This is a genomic window from Leucobacter sp. BZR 635 (assembly GCF_048061935.2).
In the GTDB taxonomy this organism is placed as follows: Bacteria; Actinomycetota; Actinomycetes; order Actinomycetales; family Microbacteriaceae; genus Leucobacter.
The window spans coordinates 16,610-32,887 of the sequence record NZ_JBLUNZ020000035.1 but is presented as its reverse complement, the minus strand read 5'-3'; the positions used below and the strand labels follow the sequence as shown (position 1 = coordinate 32,887).

Sequence of the window (16,278 nt, the reverse complement as noted above, 5' to 3'; positions counted from 1 at the left end):
AATAGCGGGAGGAGTACACCTGGCGTGGAAGGCGGGCGAATGACAGCAGCAGCAGTAGGGGTCGTGTCAATCATTGATGCGGTCGCCGCCGACCTACGGAGCAGGGTACTGGCCGGCGACCTCGAGCCGGGCAGGGCCCTCGCTGAGGTCGAAGTCGCGTCGATGTACGAGGTAGCGCGCCCCACAGCGAAGGCGGCGATCGAAAACCTCGTTCGCGAACGCCTCCTTTACCGCAACGCACACAAAACCGCGCGCGTGGTCCGACTCACGCCGGAGGATGCTCGCGACATTTACCGTAGTCGTGCACTGATCGAAGCCGAGGCCCTTCGCCAGCTGGCGAAGCACCGGACTGTACCTTCGGCCGCACGCGAGGCAAACTCCGAGATAGCTTCGCTTAAATCAGCATCACCTCGCGATATTGTGGACCCAGATATGCGTTTTCACGTGAGCCTTGTCGACGCACTTGGAAGCGAGCGAACGAGCAGAATGTACAGCATGCTGGCATCCGAGGTCGTGCTCTGCATGTCACAGGTCCAGGACGCATCGCTCCTGTCCGTCGACTTGATTGTCGCCGAGCATGAGCAGATACTCCGGTTCGTTGAAGCGGGTGAAGCAGACGCAGCCGCGACTCTACTTGCGGAGCACCTCGGCAGGGCCCGCGAACGCCTTGTCGGTAGGCTTGGCGGAACTCCGGGCCCGGAGGCTGCTGCTCCCTCTTCAGCAGTCGACTCAGCGATTCCCGAGTACTGAGCCGGTAACGCAACGGCCCGCTGCCACACTCGAGGACAAACGGCCGGTGTGTTGAACTACTAGTACCCTGAATCCTGCGCCAGAGCTGTGCTCTGGGATAGCCCGCCGTCTACGGGAAGACAAACCCCATTGATGTAGCTAGCCTCATCGGACGCCAGAAACAGTGCGGCATTCGCAACATCAAACGGTGTACCCATTTTTCCAGTTGGTGACAGCGCATCTCTGGCGGCGATAAGCTCAGCGGGCGTCTCGTTAGCACTACCTATTTGACGGTGGATGAGCGGCGTCTCAATATAGCCAGGGGCAATCGTGTTCGCTCGAATACCCTTCGCCGCATATTGCAACGCGAGGCTTTGCGTGAACTGGATCACTGCGCCCTTCGAAGCCGCGTAGCTCGGGTAGTTATACCCGACGTATCGAAGGCCTCCAACCGAACCGATGTTGATGATACTCCCAACTCCCTGTTCGATCATGTGGGGCAGCACGTACTTGCACGTCAGAAACATGCTCGTGAGATTTACATTCAGCGCAGCGTTCCACTCGCCAAGAGACTGCTCTATCGGCCCCCCGGCCCTGACGACACCGACATTGTTATGCAGAACATCGATTCGACCAAACCTCGCAATCGTCTGGTCGACCGCGTTACTCACAGAAGTCTCGCTGGTGACGTCTCCCACGATCCCAAGCAATGAGCATTCAAGCCCGAGCCCTGCGCACTCGTCACGCACTCGTTGCAACGCCCCCTGCACGGCAGCCTCGCTCACATCTACGATCACGACGTTCGCCGCTTCCCGCGCATAGGTGACGGCGGCAGCGAGGCCGTTGTTGACCTCGCCGCCCTCAGATCCTCCGCCGAAGATGAGGCACGTTTTTTCGCGTAGTCTAGTCATGAGCACGTCCTTTGTGTCTCGTCAGTCAGCGACGATGGTAGATGCACCGATGTTCTGCACGGTGAGGTCAAATGTTGCACCCACAAGATTTTCGCCTGGAACGAGTTCGCCCGAGTGGATAACCCCGTGACGATCAACCAGCGTGGACGTGAGTCGCACCGTGAGTTCTCCGTCCTTAGTGCGCACGTCACCAAACAACGCGATCACTTCGGTCGCAGGACCATCAATTGTGAGATGCCCTCCGCGAACGCGGTCGAGCAGTGTGGCCCCAACCAGGCTGCCGACGCCAGCCCGAATACTGGCGCTTGCGAATCCGGCCTCGCGGCAAACCCGCAGTACCGCTTCAGTGATGTCAACGTTCGGCAGCACACGCGCTACCACTGTGTCCGGGTGTGAGCCCTGCTGATCTTCCATAGTTGTCCTTTGTTCGACCGGGGTGAAGACCGGTAATCCAGTTTCAATGTCAGGCGCGTTGCGCCACTGCGCACCATAAATGGCGGTAACCACGGCGACAGGGGCAGGATCCCCAACCTTTGTCTCAGGCCACAAATGGCCCCCTTCCACCGCTCCGGTCGGTGTTTGCCACATTGAGTGGGAGTGCATGAAAGCAGCACCGTCACGCACTCCGAGTGTCACAGAGCCGTAGAGCAAATGCACCCGGTCACGTTGCCGGGTCTCAGAGAAGCTCATGGCGTGCTCGGCAGTCGCCACGTCTGGAATGCAGTAACTCAGCGGGGCGTACTCTCCACCATGGATTTCGGCGAAGCCGCTATCGGCTCCGAGTTCTGACAGGGCTCGGTGGAGCTGATCTGTCAGGGGCAGGCCTCCCAACAATTCACAAATAGTGCTTCGTGTCCACACGGGCACCGCTACTATCCGCTCCGGAGCGACAGGACCGGGATGAACGACAGGCTGCAACATAGTCTCCTTTGATTGCATGGGGCGCGCTGAATGTCATAGGTGTCATCATCAGCGACGAGGCATCCGGTGTGCGGATTCAGCTGATCGCTGACCCTCCACAGACTTTCAGCGTCTCGCCAGTGATATAGCTCGCTCCAGGCGAAACGAGAAAGGCAACAGCCTCCGCGACATCCTCCGGGAGGCCGATACGTTGAATAGGCTGAGCATCGATTGGGTAAGCCACACTCGCAGTGAGCCGCGTCGCGACCGGACCAGGCGCAACGCTATTGCACGTGATGCCCAGAGGTCCGACCTCCTTCGCAACCCAGCGAGTGAATGCAATAATGCCGCCCTTTGACGCAGCATAGGCTGGACCGCTTCGAGCGATCCTACTGTCGCCTGAAGGAGCACCGCCGATGATCCCCGACACTGAACTGATATTGACGATCGCGCCGCTACCCGCGGCAACCATATGCGGGTACACCGCAGACTGCGTCATGAGGAAAACACCTTTGAGGTTTGTATCGATGTCTTGGTCCCAGATCTCATCGGTTGTGTGTTCAAGACTCACCCGGGCCCCGGTTCCTGCGTTGTTGACCAGGATGTCTAGTGAACCCCAATCCGCGACGAGCCGATCTAAACTAACTTGCACCGCTGTGCGATCCCGGATATCGAGGATTTCGCTGCGGGATCGCACTGAGCCTCGGCCTAGCCCATCAATCGCTGCCACCGTCTCCGAACTGTCATTCACATCGAGCACCAATACATCCGAGCCTCGGGAGGCAAGCTCAATTGCGATCGCTCTTCCGATTCCTCCGCTCGCGCCTGTGACGACGCTGACTTTTCCTCCGAGCTCTTGACGCATTTTCTTACTCACAGTCCCAACATATCTGGGAGCCAATTGCTGATCGCAGGCACGAACGTGACAAGCATGAGTACCCCGATCCCCGCCACGACGAACGGGCCGATACCTCTCACTGCCTCACCGAAGGGGATCTTGGCGATGCTGGCCGCGACGAAGAGGTCAATGCCCACCGGAGGAGTGATGAGACCAATCGCCAAGTTCAAAGTCATCATCACACCAATGGTGGTGAGATCCATGCCGAGTTCAAGCAGTACCGGGAGAAACAGGGGAATGAACAGATAGAACGCAGAGATCGCATCAAGAAACATACCGGCGATGAGCAGCACCAGGTTGATGAGGAGTACTAACAGCACCATGCTGTCGGTGAGGCTCAACATCCAGTCCGCCACATGGCGCGCAATCTGGTTGCGCGTAATTACGTAGGCGAAAACCGTGGCGGAGGCAATGATCAGCATGATACGGCCCGACATAATGCCTGCCGACGTAAAGATCTTAAACATGTCGATGAGCTTCAGCTCACGAGTTACGAACACACCAACGACGAGGGCGTAGACCGCGGCGACCGCGGCTGACTCAGTTGGGGTGAAGATGCCGCCGTAGATGCCGCCGAGGATAATCACGGGGACAAGCAAGCCTGGAAGCGCCTTGAGAAAGGCCTTCAAAACGACACTCGCTGGGGCGCGTTCCGTTCGCATGCTGAGCCCGCCACCCATTTCAGCGTTCTCGGGGGTAACCTCATCGATCGTGATGAGCCCCGTGTTATCTGCTGTTCGCGCGATCGCACCGGTGGCCGTGACAGTGGGCTGAGCAGCGCGAGTGTTAGTCCCCATGACCTGGCTGAGATGAGCCGAGGCGTTCGTTTTGGCAACTTCTAGCTCACGCGGAAGGAATCGAGCGATGAGGTAAAGAACCACAACAAGTATCAGGCCGGGAACGACGCCGGCCATGAAGAGCCGCCCAATCGAAACGCGCTCGGACCCCGCATAGTCAGCGGCGACAACGGCAAAAACAATGTACGCGATACTCGGCGGCAAGATAATGCCCAGTTCGCCTGAGGTAGCTACAAGAGCCGCAGAGTGACGTTTGGTGTAGCCGTGCTTTGCCAGTGCGGGAATGAGTATTCCACCAATGGCAGCCACGGTCGCTGGGCCCGAACCGGAGATCGAAGAGAAGAGCAATGCTGTGAGAACCGCGGTCAGGGCGATTCCGTTCTTCATATGCCCGAAACACGCATCTGCGAATTCGACGAGCCTCCGAGATATCCCTGTTAGCTCCATGATGGTCCCAGCAAGAATAAAGAACGGAATTGCGAGCAACGTCTCCGAGGTCATCCCGGCGTATAGAATCCCTGCTGTTGGAGCGAGCGCCTTCATCCCTCCTGTGTAGACAATAGCCGCAAACGCCGAGACGCCCATTGACATTGAGATGGGCACGCCAAGGAAGAGGCAGACTAGGAAAGTTCCAAAAAGGATGAGTTCAATCATTGTCGAGGTTTCCTCTCGAAACTGGTGATGAATTGACTGCGGCGGCCCCGGGCCGGGTTTCAGAGTCGCCGTCAGTCTGCGCCGCTGCAGCCGCAAGCGCCTCTGATTCCTCTCCCACGAAAGCGTCTCCTCCTCGCAGCTCGATCACTGCAACCTGGATAGTTCTGATTATGCCGAGCAAGGCACCGAACGGTAGCGCAAGCGAAAGAAGTCCCTGGGGAATCTGCAGCGCGGGTGTAAGACGGCCGGAAGCAAACTGTCGCATGGCCATATCCCAGCCCATCCACATGAAGATGAGGAAGAACGTCAACATGATCAGGCATACGAGAGCGATCACGACTTTGTGTAGCCATCCGCGAGTCGAGTCCCGCAGCAGGCTGAAGCTGGGATGGGTGCCGAGGCGAGTCGCGGCAGCAGCTCCCACCATGGTGAGAAGCGCAGCTAGGTTGACGAGCAACTCACCTGTAAATGAGAAGGATGAGTGGAACACGTATCTCGCTACCACGTTGGCGAATGCCAAAAGCGTAATGAACAGAAAGGTGGCAGCGATGATCGTGTTCTCCACCCTGCGGAGAATAGCGTCGAGCATATGAACTCCTAAGTGTAAAACGGAAGGAGGCAACTATAAACTTCTGCCTCCTTCCTGTAGGGGAAGCTAGTTGGGCTGAACCGCTTCAGCAACCTCTGCTGTCCATTTGTCGGCATAGAGATCGTAAACGGGCCGCAGCGCCTCACGGAACGCAGCGATCTGTTCTGCCGAAAGCTCGGAAACAGTCATCGACTCTTTCATCTCAAGCAACTGCGCGGCTTCGGTCTCGCGAGTGAGTTCGATCTGGAATTCATTGGCCTCAGCTGCGGCTTCAACGACGATCTTCTGGTCATCCGCGCTCAGGCCATTGAACAGGTCAAGGTTCATGCCGAGGATCAGGGGATCATAGACGTAGTTCCAGACGCTCATATGCTCCTGGACCTCTGGCAGACCGTTCGCGTAGATGGCATCGATTGGATTTTCTTGGCCATCAATCGTGCCGTTCTGGAGGGAGGTGAACACTTCAGCAAAATTCATTGTGATTGGGTCCGCGCCAAGCTCACGGAAGATATCGAGGAACAGCTGAGAACCGGCGACACGAAGCTTCAAGCCGCGCACGTCTTCCGGCGTCGTGATCGCATGCTTACTATTGGTGATCTGTCGGAATCCTGACTCACCAAAACCAAGGAACTGAATGTCTAAGTCCTCAGTGAGCTTGGAATAGGCATCCGCTGCCTTATTTGCCAGAGTCTCGTCAGCCTGCTCGTGGCTTTCGTAGAGGAACGGCGCATTCACCGCACCAAACCTGGGGTCGACACCCGAATAGATGACCGTCGAGTAGTAGGCAAACGCTTTGTCGCCGTTGGTGAGCATTTCGAGACCCGCGACCTGATCACCGCCAGACAGCTGGTCACCCGCGAACACGCTCAGTGTCATCCGGCCGTCCGACTTCTCCGAGAGAAGCTCACCGAACTTCTCGGCCCCCGCCCACCACGTCGATGCTTCGCTCGACGAAATGGTCATGTCCCAGTTGTAGGTCTCACCTTCGGCGGGCGTGCCGCCACGAGCACCTTCTCCGCTTGAACACGCAGTTAGCGAGAGAACCGATGCCATGAGCGCCGCTACGAGTACCGTCTTTTTTTTCAACTTGATCTCCTCCTTGAGATTTCTGCCCTAATTCAAAGGTGTTCCACCACCGCAGCCAGCCTTCACTGCGAACCCGCGCTCTTGTGTCATGCAACTGATGTGCTGCCCATCGGCTTCACCGCCGGGACACATGTTAGACCAATATACAATCAGCCTGCTACTATGTATATCAGGTTGACAATCGGTTGACCAGTCGAGAAAGTCGCCTGGATCCCACCCAAAGGCGCGTGAACACCTGTAAGGGAATCAATGCTGATCCTCACTAAACATGTTGGACGTCCCGCAGCGAGCGAAAAGGCGAACGCATAATGGCAAACGGAATGACATCTATCATTGGCTGGAGCCACTCGCAGTTCGGAAAGCTCGTCGATCATCCTGACGTCCAGTCGCTCATTGGCTCCGTCGTGCCCGGGGCCCTCACTCATGCCGAGGTTTCGCCTGCCGAGATTGACGGCATCTTTGTCGGCGTGTACAACAATGGGTTCTCCCCCCAGGGGTTCGAGGCGGGCCTTGTCGGAATGGCTGTACCTGAGCTTTCCGCAGTACCGGCTACCCGAGTTGAGAACGCATGTGCGACTGGCTCAGCAGCACTATTTGCTGCGATTGACTTCATCGAGTCCGGGCGCGGCAAGATCGCGCTCGTTGTTGGCGCAGAAAAGATGACCGGGATACCGTCCAAGGACGCTGGGGAGCTGCTGCTATCCGGGTGCTATGGCCCCGAGGAGGCAATGGTTCAGGGCGGCTTCGCAGGAGTGTTCGCTGGGATCGCCTCTGAATACGCAGCGCGCTATGGTGACCCGAGCGAGACACTCGCGCGAATAGCCGCGAAGAATCATCAAAATGGCGTGTCAAACCCGTACGCTCAAATACGCAAGGACCTCGGATTCGAGTTCTGCAACACGGTCTCGGAGAAGAACCCTATCGTGGCAGCCCCTCTGCGACGTACGGACTGCTCGCTGATCTCCGATGGCGCGGTCGCGATGATCGTCGCCGCACCAGACGTGGCTGTCTCAGCTCCGCGACGAGTCGGGTTTCGCGCGCGTGCCCACGCGAACGACTTCATGGCACTGTCCAAACGCGACCCGCTGGAGTTCGCCGGAGCAAGGCGGGCGTGGCAAGCGGCTATCGAACAAGCCCGCGTCTCAACCTTTGACCTCGATTTTCTCGAGGTTCACGATTGCTTCACGATCGCGGAACTCATAGAGTACGAGGCGCTCGGACTCGCCGAGCCAGGCCAGGGCCACCGGGTCCTGGAGGAAGGGATCGTCGCACCAGATGGCAAGCTCCCCGTAAATCGCTCGGGTGGCCTCAAAGCCAAGGGGCACCCACTAGGTGCCACGGGCGTATCGATGCATGCAATTACCGCAATGCAGCTGAGCGGCAACGCTGGCGACATGCAACTGCCGAACGCCACACTCGGGGGAATCTTCAACATGGGCGGAACAGCAGTCGCAAACTACGTGAGCATTATGGAAGCTTGGTGACTAAATCAATGAAGCACACAACCGCTCAGGCGACTACAAACCTTGCAACACTGCTACGTCAAACGGCACGGAGGCTGCCGAATGAGCGCGCCATCGTGCGGGGAGCCACTGCCTGGACCTGGCGTGAGTTCGACGAGAGGGTTGACGCTCTCGCTGCCGCGTTCTGCGCATCCGGTTTCGGCGTGGGAAGCACGATCATGCTTCACGCTAATAACTCCCGGGACTACCTCACGGTCATGTACGCAACATGGCGCATCGGTGCCACGATCACACCAACCAACTGCAAGCTCACCCAATCAGAACTCACTGACCTTGCCGATGTGATCAGCCCAGACTTGATCATTCATGGAACCACCAACCAGATCGATCCTGCACTTGCCGAGTCTGCGACTGTATGGACCATTTCCGACGATGATCCTATTACCGGAGAACCATCGGTAGAGGGGCTCATCGAAGCCAACGCGGGTTCGCCCGTAGCAGATGCCCCCGTGGCAGTTGGCCAGCCAGCTTGGTACATCTTTACCTCGGGCACGTCTGGGAGGCCTAAAGCAGCAGTCCTCTCTCACGATCACCTGACATTCGTGATCAACAATCACATCGCAGATCTGATGCCCGGGCTTTCGAACGGCGATTCTACTCTCGTACTGGCCCCCCTCTCGCACGGAGCTGGCGTGCATGCGCTTATGCACGTAGCTCGCGGTGCAGGGATCATCATGCTTCCAGGAGACAGCCTCAATGTGGGCGAAGCATGGTCGCTGATCGCGGACCATCGCGTCTCGACGTTGTTCACCGTGCCGACAATTCTCAATCGCCTCGTAGAGGGGGTCAACGAGACTACTGACTTGTCCTCGCTCCGCTTTGTGATCCATGCAGGCGCACCGATCACTCAGCAGGATCAGCGCCGGGCTGTCGAGGTACTCGGCCCCGTCGTCGTGCAATACTACGGTCAGGCAGAGGTGACAGGAGCCATCACGGTGCTGCCTCCGGAAGGAAATCTCGATATTCCGACATACGAGGGAATCGTGAGCGCGGGCTATCCTCGGACCGGTATGGACGTAGTCATCAAGAACGAGGCCGGCGATATCCTAGGTTCCGGCCAGCGCGGCGAAATCTGCGTGATCGGTCCGGCGGTATTCTCCGGATACTTTGCGAACGATGAAGCGAACGCCAAGTCGTTCCGGGACGGCTGGTTCCACACGGGCGACTTCGGAATCCTCGATGAGCGGGGATATCTCTACATCACTGGTCGCGCCTCCGACATGTATATATCCGGCGGATCTAATATCGATCCCCGAGAAATCGAAGAAAAAATCCTCACGCACCCGCTCGTTCGAGCGGTGGGTGTGGTTGGGGCACCTGACAAAGCCTGGGGTGAAGTGGGATACGCCGTTGTAGTCGCAGAGAACGGGCTCACTCCAGAGGATCTCCTCGTGTGGTGTCGCGACATCATGGCGCGTTACAAGGTGCCAAAGACCTTCCATTTTGTCGTTGATCTTCCGACCACCGACTACGGCAAGGTCACGACCACAGTTCTACGCGATCTCCTGCGTGACGCGAACGTGTGGCCCGGAGAATAAGACGCCGCGCATGCTCGGGTAGGGTGTGTCACACTCCCTATCCGAGCAGCTCAGAGAGCTCGAGCCAGCGCAGTTCGAGCGCGTCAACGTCCGATTCAAGCGCGGTGATCTTCGCCATCTCCGCGTTCAGCAGCTGGTAGTCGCCCTGATCGAGCGTCGCGAGCCCGTCACGGCCCTTCTTGATATCGCCCTGCATGCGCGCAATCTTGCGTTCGACCGAGGCGATCTCCTTCTGCGCGTCGCGCAGCTCGCGGCCCGACAGCTTCGGCTCAGCCTTCGGAGTCGCCTTGGAGCCGCCCGCACCAGCGCTCGATCCACCGCTCGCGGCCTCTTCCTTCGCGCGCTCCTCGGCCTGGCGCAGCTTGAGGTATTCGTCGACGCCGTTCGGCAGGTGCCTGAGCCCCTTATCGAGGATCGCGTACTGCTGGTCGGTGACGCGCTCAAGGAAGTACCTATCGTGCGACACGACGATGAGTGTGCCTGGCCACGAGTCGAGGAGATCCTCCATCGCGGCGAGCATGTCGGTGTCGAGGTCGTTCGTCGGCTCATCGAGGATGAGCACGTTCGGCTGGTCGAGGAGGATCAGCAGCAGCTGCAGGCGACGCTTCTGCCCGCCAGAGAGATCCTTCACCGGGGTTGAGAGCTGCGCGCTCGTGAACCCCATACGTTCGAGCAGCTGACCGGGGGTGAGATCCTGCGCCTTCGATCCCGAGCCGACCGTGAAGCTCGTGCGGAGCCGTGAAATGACCACGCGCACGGGCTCGTTGAGGTGTGCCTCGAGCTCGTCGAGGCGCTGCGTGAGCTGGGCGACCTTCACGGTCTTGCCCGTCTTCACGATGCCGCTCGTCGGCTCAACCGCACCCGAGATGAGGCCGAGCAACGTCGACTTCCCCGCGCCGTTCACGCCGAGGATACCGGTGCGCTCGCCCGGGGCGATGCGCCACTCGATGTCCTTGAGCACCTCGCGGGGCTCACCCGTTGCGGGGTCCGTGTAGGTGACGCCGACGTCGAGGATGTTCACGACCTCCTTGCCGAGGCGCGACACCGCCATCGACTGCAGCGAGACCTTGTCGCGAATCTCCGGGACGTCGGCGATGAGCTCGTTTGCCGCGTCGATCCGAAACTTCGGCTTCGCCGTGCGCGCGGGAGCACCGCGGCGGAGCCAGGCGAGCTCCTTGCGCGCGAGGTTCTGCCGCTTCTGCTCGACGACGGAGGCCTGGCGGTCGCGCTCAACGCGCTGCAGGATGTAGGCCGCGTAGCCGCCCTCGAAGGGCTCGACCAGGCGGTCGTGCACCTCCCAGGTCTGCGTGCTGACCTCGTCGAGGAACCAGCGATCGTGGGTGACGACGAGCAGTGCGCCCTGGTTCGCCGGCCAGCGGCGCTTGAGGTGCTCGGCGAGCCAGGCAACGGCCTCGACGTCGAGGTGGTTCGTGGGCTCGTCGAGGAAGAGGACCTCCCAGTCGCCGACGAGCAACCGCGCGAGCGCGACGCGGCGGCGCTGGCCGCCCGAGAGCGAGTCGAGCTCGGCTTCCCACGGCAGATCCGCAACGAGACCCGCGATGACGTCGCGGATGCGAGGCTCGCCCGCCCACTCGTACTCCGGGGTGTCGCCGACAATCGCGTTGCCGACGGTCTCGCCGTCGTCGAAGCGGTCGGCCTGATCGAGCACGCCGATCGTGGTGCCGCCTCGGTAGGTGACGCGGCCCGAGTCGGGTTCGCGCCGCCCAGCAAGCATCATCAGGAGCGAAGATTTGCCGTCGCCGTTTCGGCCGACGATGCCGATGCGATCTCCCTCATCGACGCCAAGCGTCACTGAGTCGAAAACGACCTTCGTCGGAACTTCCAGGTGCAGGGCCTCGGCCCCAAGAATATGCGCCATAACCCTCTAAGCGTAGTTCAGTTCGATGTGGATCGGCCGCGTAGGCCGAAGCCACACGGTGCAGCGGGGCGATACCGGCAAGAGGTCGCTCGTACAACGATCAGCGTTCCCGGTATTCTTGGGAGCGTCGCCAGGTGCGGCGACCGAGGGCGCACGCCGTTCGGGGTGAGAAGGAAAGGCGTGACCGTGCCGCTGAGAACCACCGTTGCACAGGCGCTCGCGGGCTTCGCGGGCCCCCTCCGTGCGGTCATCGGGCTCGCGGCGATTGGGCTCGGCATCACACTCGTGCTCGCCCCACTCTCCACCCACCAAATCGCGGTCGTCACCGGCATCGGGCTCGCGCTCGCCGGGATCGCCGCCTATCTCCTCCCCACACTCGACGGGTTCACGAAGGTATCTGCCCGCGTCTTCGGCGCGGTCCTCTTCGTGCTCGGCGTGCTCATCGCGGTGTGGCCCGTCGGCGGTGCACCGTGGCTCGCGTTTCTTGTCGGAGCCTCGCTCATCGGGCACGGCATCCTGCAGACGGTGCAGGTGATCCGCCACGGCGGCGACCAGCGGGCCACGAGCATCATCATCGCGCTCGCGAGCATCGTCTTCGGCGTCGTCGCGCTCGCCTGGCCCGTGCTCACCCTCACGCTCTTCCGGCTCGGCGTCGGGGCCTGGTTCGTGTTCTTTGGGCTGCAGCTCGTCATGGCTGCGCTCTACCGTAACTCGCCGCAGCAGCCCCGCAGACGCGGCAGGGTCGCCCGCTGGTCGCGCACGATCGGCGCGAGCCTCGCGCTCGTGCTCGCCGTGGGCGTCGCGCTCGGCAGCGGATGGATCCTCGGCGGCGTGCCGCTGCCGCAGCCCGGCAAGTTCTACACCCCGCCCGAGAGCGTGCCCTACGAGCCGGGCCGGCTGATCCGCGCGGAGCCGCTCAAGGCGGGCCTGCCGAAGGGTGCGGAGGGGTGGAAGATCCTCTACACCACCACGAGCTTCGACGGATCCCCCGCCATCTCCAGCGGAACGATCGTCGCGCCGAAACAACGGGGCGACGATCCACTCCCACTGCTCTCCGTCTCGCACGGCACGACCGGCGTCGCTGCGAAGTGCGCGCCCTCGCTCAGCGCGAGCCCACTCGCCGACGGAGCGGGCGCGGCGCTCGAGCAGCTCGTCGTCGAGCACGGCTGGGCCGCGGTCACCTCCGACTACATCGGGCTCGGCACCGCCGGCGCGCACCCGTACCTCATCGGCGACGCTGAGGCGCGCAACGTGCTCGACGCGGCCCGCGCGGCGCAGGAGTTCGACGCGCTCGACGTCACTGCGGAGACGGTGGTGTGGGGGCACTCGCAGGGCGGGCAGGGCTCGCTCTGGACCGGCCAGGTCGCAGCAGATTACGCCCCCGATGCGCCGATTACAGGCATCGCCGCGTTCGCCCCGGCGGCCGACCTCTTCGGCCTCGCCGAGGTGAACAAGAGCGATGCGGCGGGCAAGACGGTTTCCGCTTACATCGCCGCGACCTGGGCAGAGCTCTACCCTGAGCTCGAGCTTGCCTCGCAGCTCACGCCGGGATCCGCGCGCGGCGTCGAGAAGATTCAGGATCTGTGCTTCAACGGCCAGGACGCGCTGTCCGCGATCCTCCACGGCACGCAGGTCCCGAACCAGATCTTCCCCGACGAGGTGCTCGACGGGGAGTTCGGAGATCTCCTCCGCGCGCAGACACCCACGGGCCCATTCCCGGCTCCGGTGCTCGTCGCGCAGGGGCTCGCTGATCCGCTCGTGAAGGCTGAGCAGCAGCGCGCGTGGGTGCGGGATCGCTGCGACGCCGGCATCGAGATCGACTACCGAGAGTTCGCGGGTCTCGACCACCTCTCACTCGTCGCCGAGGAGTCGCCCCTCACCCCGCAGCTTATTGAGTGGACGCTGGATCGCGCGGCGGGCCTTCCTGCGACCCCGAACTGCGACGCGCTGCCCGAGTAGCTGGCGGCGCGGCACCCTTCGCTTCCTCGCATCCTCGCATCCTCGCATCCTCCCCGACCCAATTAATTCAGACCGGCTCTTGCGAAGGCCGAAAACGCGACGGAATGGATTAAACGGGGACTGTACGAGCTCTGCGCAATTGCGGCTCTGGAGGCTACCGGTGTCGGCGAGGGGGCGTAATGCTCGCGCCACTGCCGGAATCTCCGGAAGGCCACCACGCTCAAGCGCAAGGGCCACAACCTTGGGGCTGCCAACGGCACCCGGCCCGGGCGTTCCACTCTCGTCTTGAAGCGAGGTGGCTCCGGTCGGAGTACTGCGGGGCCTCCCGCGACCGGAGCGCAGCTGACGGTGCCCGATTGCTCCCAGCGGTTTCCCGGTACCGCTGGGCCCGCAGTAAGGCCCCCGTTCCCTAGAGCAGTTAGCTGGCAAGCGAAGAACACTCATCTCTGAAGAGTCAGAGCGGTCAGCGGCGAGCGTCTCCCCCGAAAGCGACGAATGCGCGCCCGGGCCGGAGCCGGGGCGCGCATTCGTGGGTGGCGCGCGGTGCGCGCGGGTGGCTACTCGCTCGGGGCGCAGCAGCTTCCGCCGCAGCAGGAGCCGCCCGCTGAGTCTCCACCAAGCAGGTTGAGAATCTCCATGCTCTCGGCGCTCGCGAACGCCGCCGCACCGGCGATGCTTGCCTCGGGGTTCAGAGCCGCGGGCTGAGCTGCCGCCTCGGGCTGCTGGGTCTTCGTTTCGTTCATCATGGATCCTCTCGTCTGCGTGAATTCTACGCCGGGAGCGCGTGCTCCGTCCGGCGATCGACTGACCTCTCAGCAGAGGCTCAGTCGGGCTGATCGCCCTCGGCTTCGAGGGTAAGGACCTGTTCGAATGCGCTGACGAACATCTCAGGCTGCTGTGCACCCGAGACACCGTACTTCTCGTTGATGAGGTAGAAGGGTACGCCGGTGACACCGAGCATGCGGGCGCGGGTGATGTCGCGCTCGACGGCCTCGCCGAGGTTCTCGCTCTCGAACGCGTCTTCCACCTCTTCGGGGTTGAGCCCGACCTCGTCGAGCACCGCACCGAGCTGCGCGACGTCACTCATGTTTACGCCCTCTTCGAAGTAGGCCTTGAAGAGTCGCGCGAGCACCTCGTCGTAGATGCCCTGCTCCTTGGCAAGGTGGAGCACGCGGTGAGCGGCGGCGGTGTTTGAGTGGGCGACCTTCTCGAAGTCGAAGGTGATGCCCTCGGCTGCGGCCATGCCAGTCATCTGGCCGAGCATGTCTTCGACCTGCTCGCGCGGCATGCCCTTGTGCTTCACGAGGAAGTCGATCTCGCTGCCCTCGAAGTTCAGGGGGGTGTCGGGAGCGAGCTCGTAGCTGTGCCCCTCGATCTCGAACTCAACCTCGGGGTTGTCTGCCTTGAACTGCTCGACCGCGATGCGGAAGCGGTTCGCGCCGATGTAGCACCACGGGCAGGCGATGTCAGACCAAATATCAATGCGGATCGTATTGTTCACGTCCCGTGCAACCCGGGGAAGGCGAGAACTATTCCGAACTCACGCGAAATGGTTAGCTGGGGCAGCTGCCGCTTACTCCTGGTCACTTCACGCCAAGAAACTCCGATCCCTCGCGATTTCATGGCGCGAACTGACCAGCTGTGGAGCAAGGCCAGGGCTTCGCTATAGGCCGCGGGAGCCTCCGCACGAGTCGGTCTGAATTAATCGGGGCGGAGAGGATGGCGGGGGTGGCACCCCGCAAGACTCACGACGCACGCCTGCACATGTGAGGTGCCGCTCTGAGGCTTCGGAGATGGCAGTTGTTGTCGCTTCGGGGTCGCCGAAGCGACAACAACTGCCAACTCGGGCTCGGGGAGCGAGCAGCTAGCCCTCGATCACGCGGGCACCGTGCACCGGGCCCGTCGCGGTGAGGGCGCTCACACCCGCACGCATAAGCACTCCGCGGAGCTCCGAGGCCTCCTGCGCGCTCTCCATGAGAAACGCAACCGTCGGGCCGGATCCCGAGACGATCCCGGCGAGCGCGCCGCGCGACTCCCCCAGCTCAAGCAGTTCCGAAAGCTCGGGCGCGAGCCTGAGCGCCGCCGCCTGCAGGTCGTTGTGCATCGAGTCGGCGAGCGACTCGGCGTCACCGACCCGCACGGCCTGCAGCACCGCGGTCTCCACTTTCACGTACTCGGGCTGCTGCCCGAGCTCCACCCGGTGGTCGTCGCGGTGCCGATCCAGCATGTCGTACACCTCGGGCGTCGACAGCCCGCCGTCTGACAGCGCGAGCACCCAGTGGAAGGTGCCCTTCGCGAGCGCGGGGCTGAGCTCGTCGCCGCGACCCGTGCCGACGGCCGTGCCGCCCTCGAGCGCGAACGGCACGTCAGCTCCCAGCTCGGCAGCGAGCGCCACGAGCCCGGAGCGGCCGACCCCGGTTCCCCAGAGTTCATCGCAGGCGAGCAGCGTGGCGGCAGCGTCGGCTGATCCCCCGCCCATTCCGCCGGCGATCGGTACGCGCTTGAGCACCGTGAGGTCGACGCCCCCCTGGTAGCCGGTGTGGGCCGCGAGCAGTTTCGCCGCGCGGATCGCGAGGTTCGAGTCGTCAACGGGCAGGCCCGCGGTCTCGATCGGCCCGCCGAAGCGCAGCGTGAAAGTGTCGGAGAGCGTCGCCGTCACTTCTTCGAAGAGGGAGACCGCCTGGTAGAGCGAGGCGACCTCGTGGTAGCCGTCCTCCTGGAGCGCGCCCACCCGAAAGTACACATTGATCTTGCCCGGGGCACGCACGGTGATCGATCTACGTTGGTCGCTCCGCATAGCTCCTACGCTAGCGCA

The 16,278-nt window shown here is 61.9% G+C and carries 14 protein-coding genes; 4 read left to right on the top strand and 10 right to left on the bottom strand.

Features of this window, described 5'->3' with window-relative positions; all coding sequences use genetic code 11:
• Positions 1-39 precede the first annotated feature (39 nt).
• Positions 40-750 carry a GntR family transcriptional regulator gene (locus tag ACI1US_RS06805; RefSeq protein WP_461639250.1) on the top strand — a complete coding sequence of 237 codons (711 nt, stop codon included), beginning with the start codon at positions 40-42 and terminating at the stop codon, positions 748-750.
• A gap of 59 nt (positions 751-809) precedes the next feature.
• On the opposite strand, the gene ACI1US_RS06800 is transcribed toward ACI1US_RS06805, so the two are convergent.
• The 6 genes from ACI1US_RS06800 to ACI1US_RS06775 all read right to left on the bottom strand — a co-directional run bounded on the left by ACI1US_RS06800 (position 810) and on the right by ACI1US_RS06775 (position 6,564).
• Positions 810-1,640, bottom strand: a complete 831-nt coding sequence (locus ACI1US_RS06800) for an SDR family NAD(P)-dependent oxidoreductase (RefSeq protein ID WP_461639248.1) — start codon at positions 1,638-1,640, stop codon at positions 810-812.
• Positions 1,641-1,661: 21 nt separating this feature from the next.
• Positions 1,662-2,561 (bottom strand): PCC domain-containing protein, encoded by a 900-nt coding sequence (locus tag ACI1US_RS06795; protein WP_461639246.1) that lies wholly within the window; start codon positions 2,559-2,561, stop codon positions 1,662-1,664.
• Between the two features lie 76 nt (positions 2,562-2,637).
• Positions 2,638-3,417, bottom strand: a complete 780-nt coding sequence (locus ACI1US_RS06790) for an SDR family NAD(P)-dependent oxidoreductase (protein WP_461639244.1) — start codon at positions 3,415-3,417, stop codon at positions 2,638-2,640.
• The gene (locus ACI1US_RS06785) at positions 3,414-4,889 is read right to left on the bottom strand and encodes a TRAP transporter large permease (RefSeq protein WP_461639242.1); all 1,476 of its coding nucleotides are present in this window, start codon (positions 4,887-4,889) and stop codon (positions 3,414-3,416) included. The genes ACI1US_RS06790 and ACI1US_RS06785 overlap by 4 nt, the downstream gene beginning before the upstream one ends.
• Positions 4,882-5,478 carry a TRAP transporter small permease gene (locus ACI1US_RS06780; protein ID WP_461639240.1) on the bottom strand — a complete coding sequence of 199 codons (597 nt, stop codon included), beginning with the start codon at positions 5,476-5,478 and terminating at the stop codon, positions 4,882-4,884. Before ACI1US_RS06780 ends, ACI1US_RS06785 begins: the two co-directional genes overlap by 8 nt.
• A 66-nt stretch (positions 5,479-5,544) precedes the next feature.
• On the bottom strand, positions 5,545-6,564 hold the full coding sequence (locus ACI1US_RS06775; protein ID WP_461639238.1) for a DctP family TRAP transporter solute-binding subunit: 1,020 nt from the start codon (positions 6,562-6,564) through the stop codon (positions 5,545-5,547).
• 320 nt (positions 6,565-6,884) lie between these two features.
• Here ACI1US_RS06775 and ACI1US_RS06770 point away from each other — a divergent pair, with 320 nt between their 5' ends.
• Both ACI1US_RS06770 and ACI1US_RS06765 read left to right on the top strand, forming a co-directional pair.
• Positions 6,885-8,048: an acetyl-CoA acetyltransferase gene (locus tag ACI1US_RS06770; RefSeq protein ID WP_461639236.1), complete on the top strand. Its 1,164-nt coding sequence runs from the start codon at positions 6,885-6,887 to the stop codon at positions 8,046-8,048.
• Between the two features lie 8 nt (positions 8,049-8,056).
• Positions 8,057-9,625 carry an AMP-binding protein gene (locus ACI1US_RS06765; RefSeq protein ID WP_461639234.1) on the top strand — a complete coding sequence of 523 codons (1,569 nt, stop codon included), beginning with the start codon at positions 8,057-8,059 and terminating at the stop codon, positions 9,623-9,625.
• A 37-nt stretch (positions 9,626-9,662) separates the two neighbouring features.
• Here ACI1US_RS06765 and ACI1US_RS06760 read toward each other — a convergent pair whose 3' ends face one another.
• A complete protein-coding gene (locus tag ACI1US_RS06760) occupies positions 9,663-11,504 on the bottom strand; it encodes an ABC-F family ATP-binding cassette domain-containing protein (protein ID WP_461639232.1) in 1,842 nt (613 codons plus the stop codon).
• 186 nt (positions 11,505-11,690) lie between these two features.
• Between ACI1US_RS06760 and ACI1US_RS06755 the strand changes: the two genes are divergently transcribed.
• The gene (locus ACI1US_RS06755) at positions 11,691-13,463 is read left to right on the top strand and encodes a lipase family protein (protein WP_461639230.1); all 1,773 of its coding nucleotides are present in this window, start codon (positions 11,691-11,693) and stop codon (positions 13,461-13,463) included.
• A 557-nt stretch (positions 13,464-14,020) separates the two neighbouring features.
• Here the strand turns inward: ACI1US_RS06755 and ACI1US_RS06750 are convergent.
• The 3 genes from ACI1US_RS06750 to ACI1US_RS06740 form a co-directional block, all read right to left on the bottom strand.
• Positions 14,021-14,206 (bottom strand): hypothetical protein, encoded by a 186-nt coding sequence (locus ACI1US_RS06750; RefSeq protein WP_461639229.1) that lies wholly within the window; start codon positions 14,204-14,206, stop codon positions 14,021-14,023.
• 80 nt (positions 14,207-14,286) lie between these two features.
• Positions 14,287-14,964, bottom strand: a complete 678-nt coding sequence (locus ACI1US_RS06745) for a DsbA family oxidoreductase (protein WP_461639227.1) — start codon at positions 14,962-14,964, stop codon at positions 14,287-14,289.
• 363 nt (positions 14,965-15,327) lie between these two features.
• Entirely contained in the window at positions 15,328-16,260 is a 933-nt protein-coding gene (locus ACI1US_RS06740; RefSeq protein WP_461639225.1) for a 4-(cytidine 5'-diphospho)-2-C-methyl-D-erythritol kinase, read from the bottom strand.
• Positions 16,261-16,278 lie beyond the last annotated feature (18 nt).

Bases quoted from the DNA above. Each gene is read 5' to 3' on its own strand.
- ACI1US_RS06805 (WP_461639250.1), top strand. From the start codon at position 40: ATGACAGCAGCAGCAGTAGGGGTCGTGTCAATCATTGATGCGGTCGCC.
- ACI1US_RS06800 (WP_461639248.1), bottom strand. From the start codon at position 1,640: ATGACTAGACTACGCGAAAAAACGTGCCTCATCTTCGGCGGAGGATCT.
- ACI1US_RS06795 (WP_461639246.1), bottom strand. From the start codon at position 2,561: ATGTTGCAGCCTGTCGTTCATCCCGGTCCTGTCGCTCCGGAGCGGATA.
- ACI1US_RS06785 (WP_461639242.1), bottom strand. From the start codon at position 4,889: ATGATTGAACTCATCCTTTTTGGAACTTTCCTAGTCTGCCTCTTCCTT.
- ACI1US_RS06780 (WP_461639240.1), bottom strand. From the start codon at position 5,478: ATGCTCGACGCTATTCTCCGCAGGGTGGAGAACACGATCATCGCTGCC.
- ACI1US_RS06770 (WP_461639236.1), top strand. From the start codon at position 6,885: ATGACATCTATCATTGGCTGGAGCCACTCGCAGTTCGGAAAGCTCGTC.
- ACI1US_RS06765 (WP_461639234.1), top strand. From the start codon at position 8,057: ATGAAGCACACAACCGCTCAGGCGACTACAAACCTTGCAACACTGCTA.
- ACI1US_RS06760 (WP_461639232.1), bottom strand. From the start codon at position 11,504: ATGGCGCATATTCTTGGGGCCGAGGCCCTGCACCTGGAAGTTCCGACG.
- ACI1US_RS06750 (WP_461639229.1), bottom strand. From the start codon at position 14,206: ATGAACGAAACGAAGACCCAGCAGCCCGAGGCGGCAGCTCAGCCCGCG.
- ACI1US_RS06740 (WP_461639225.1), bottom strand. From the start codon at position 16,260: ATGCGGAGCGACCAACGTAGATCGATCACCGTGCGTGCCCCGGGCAAG.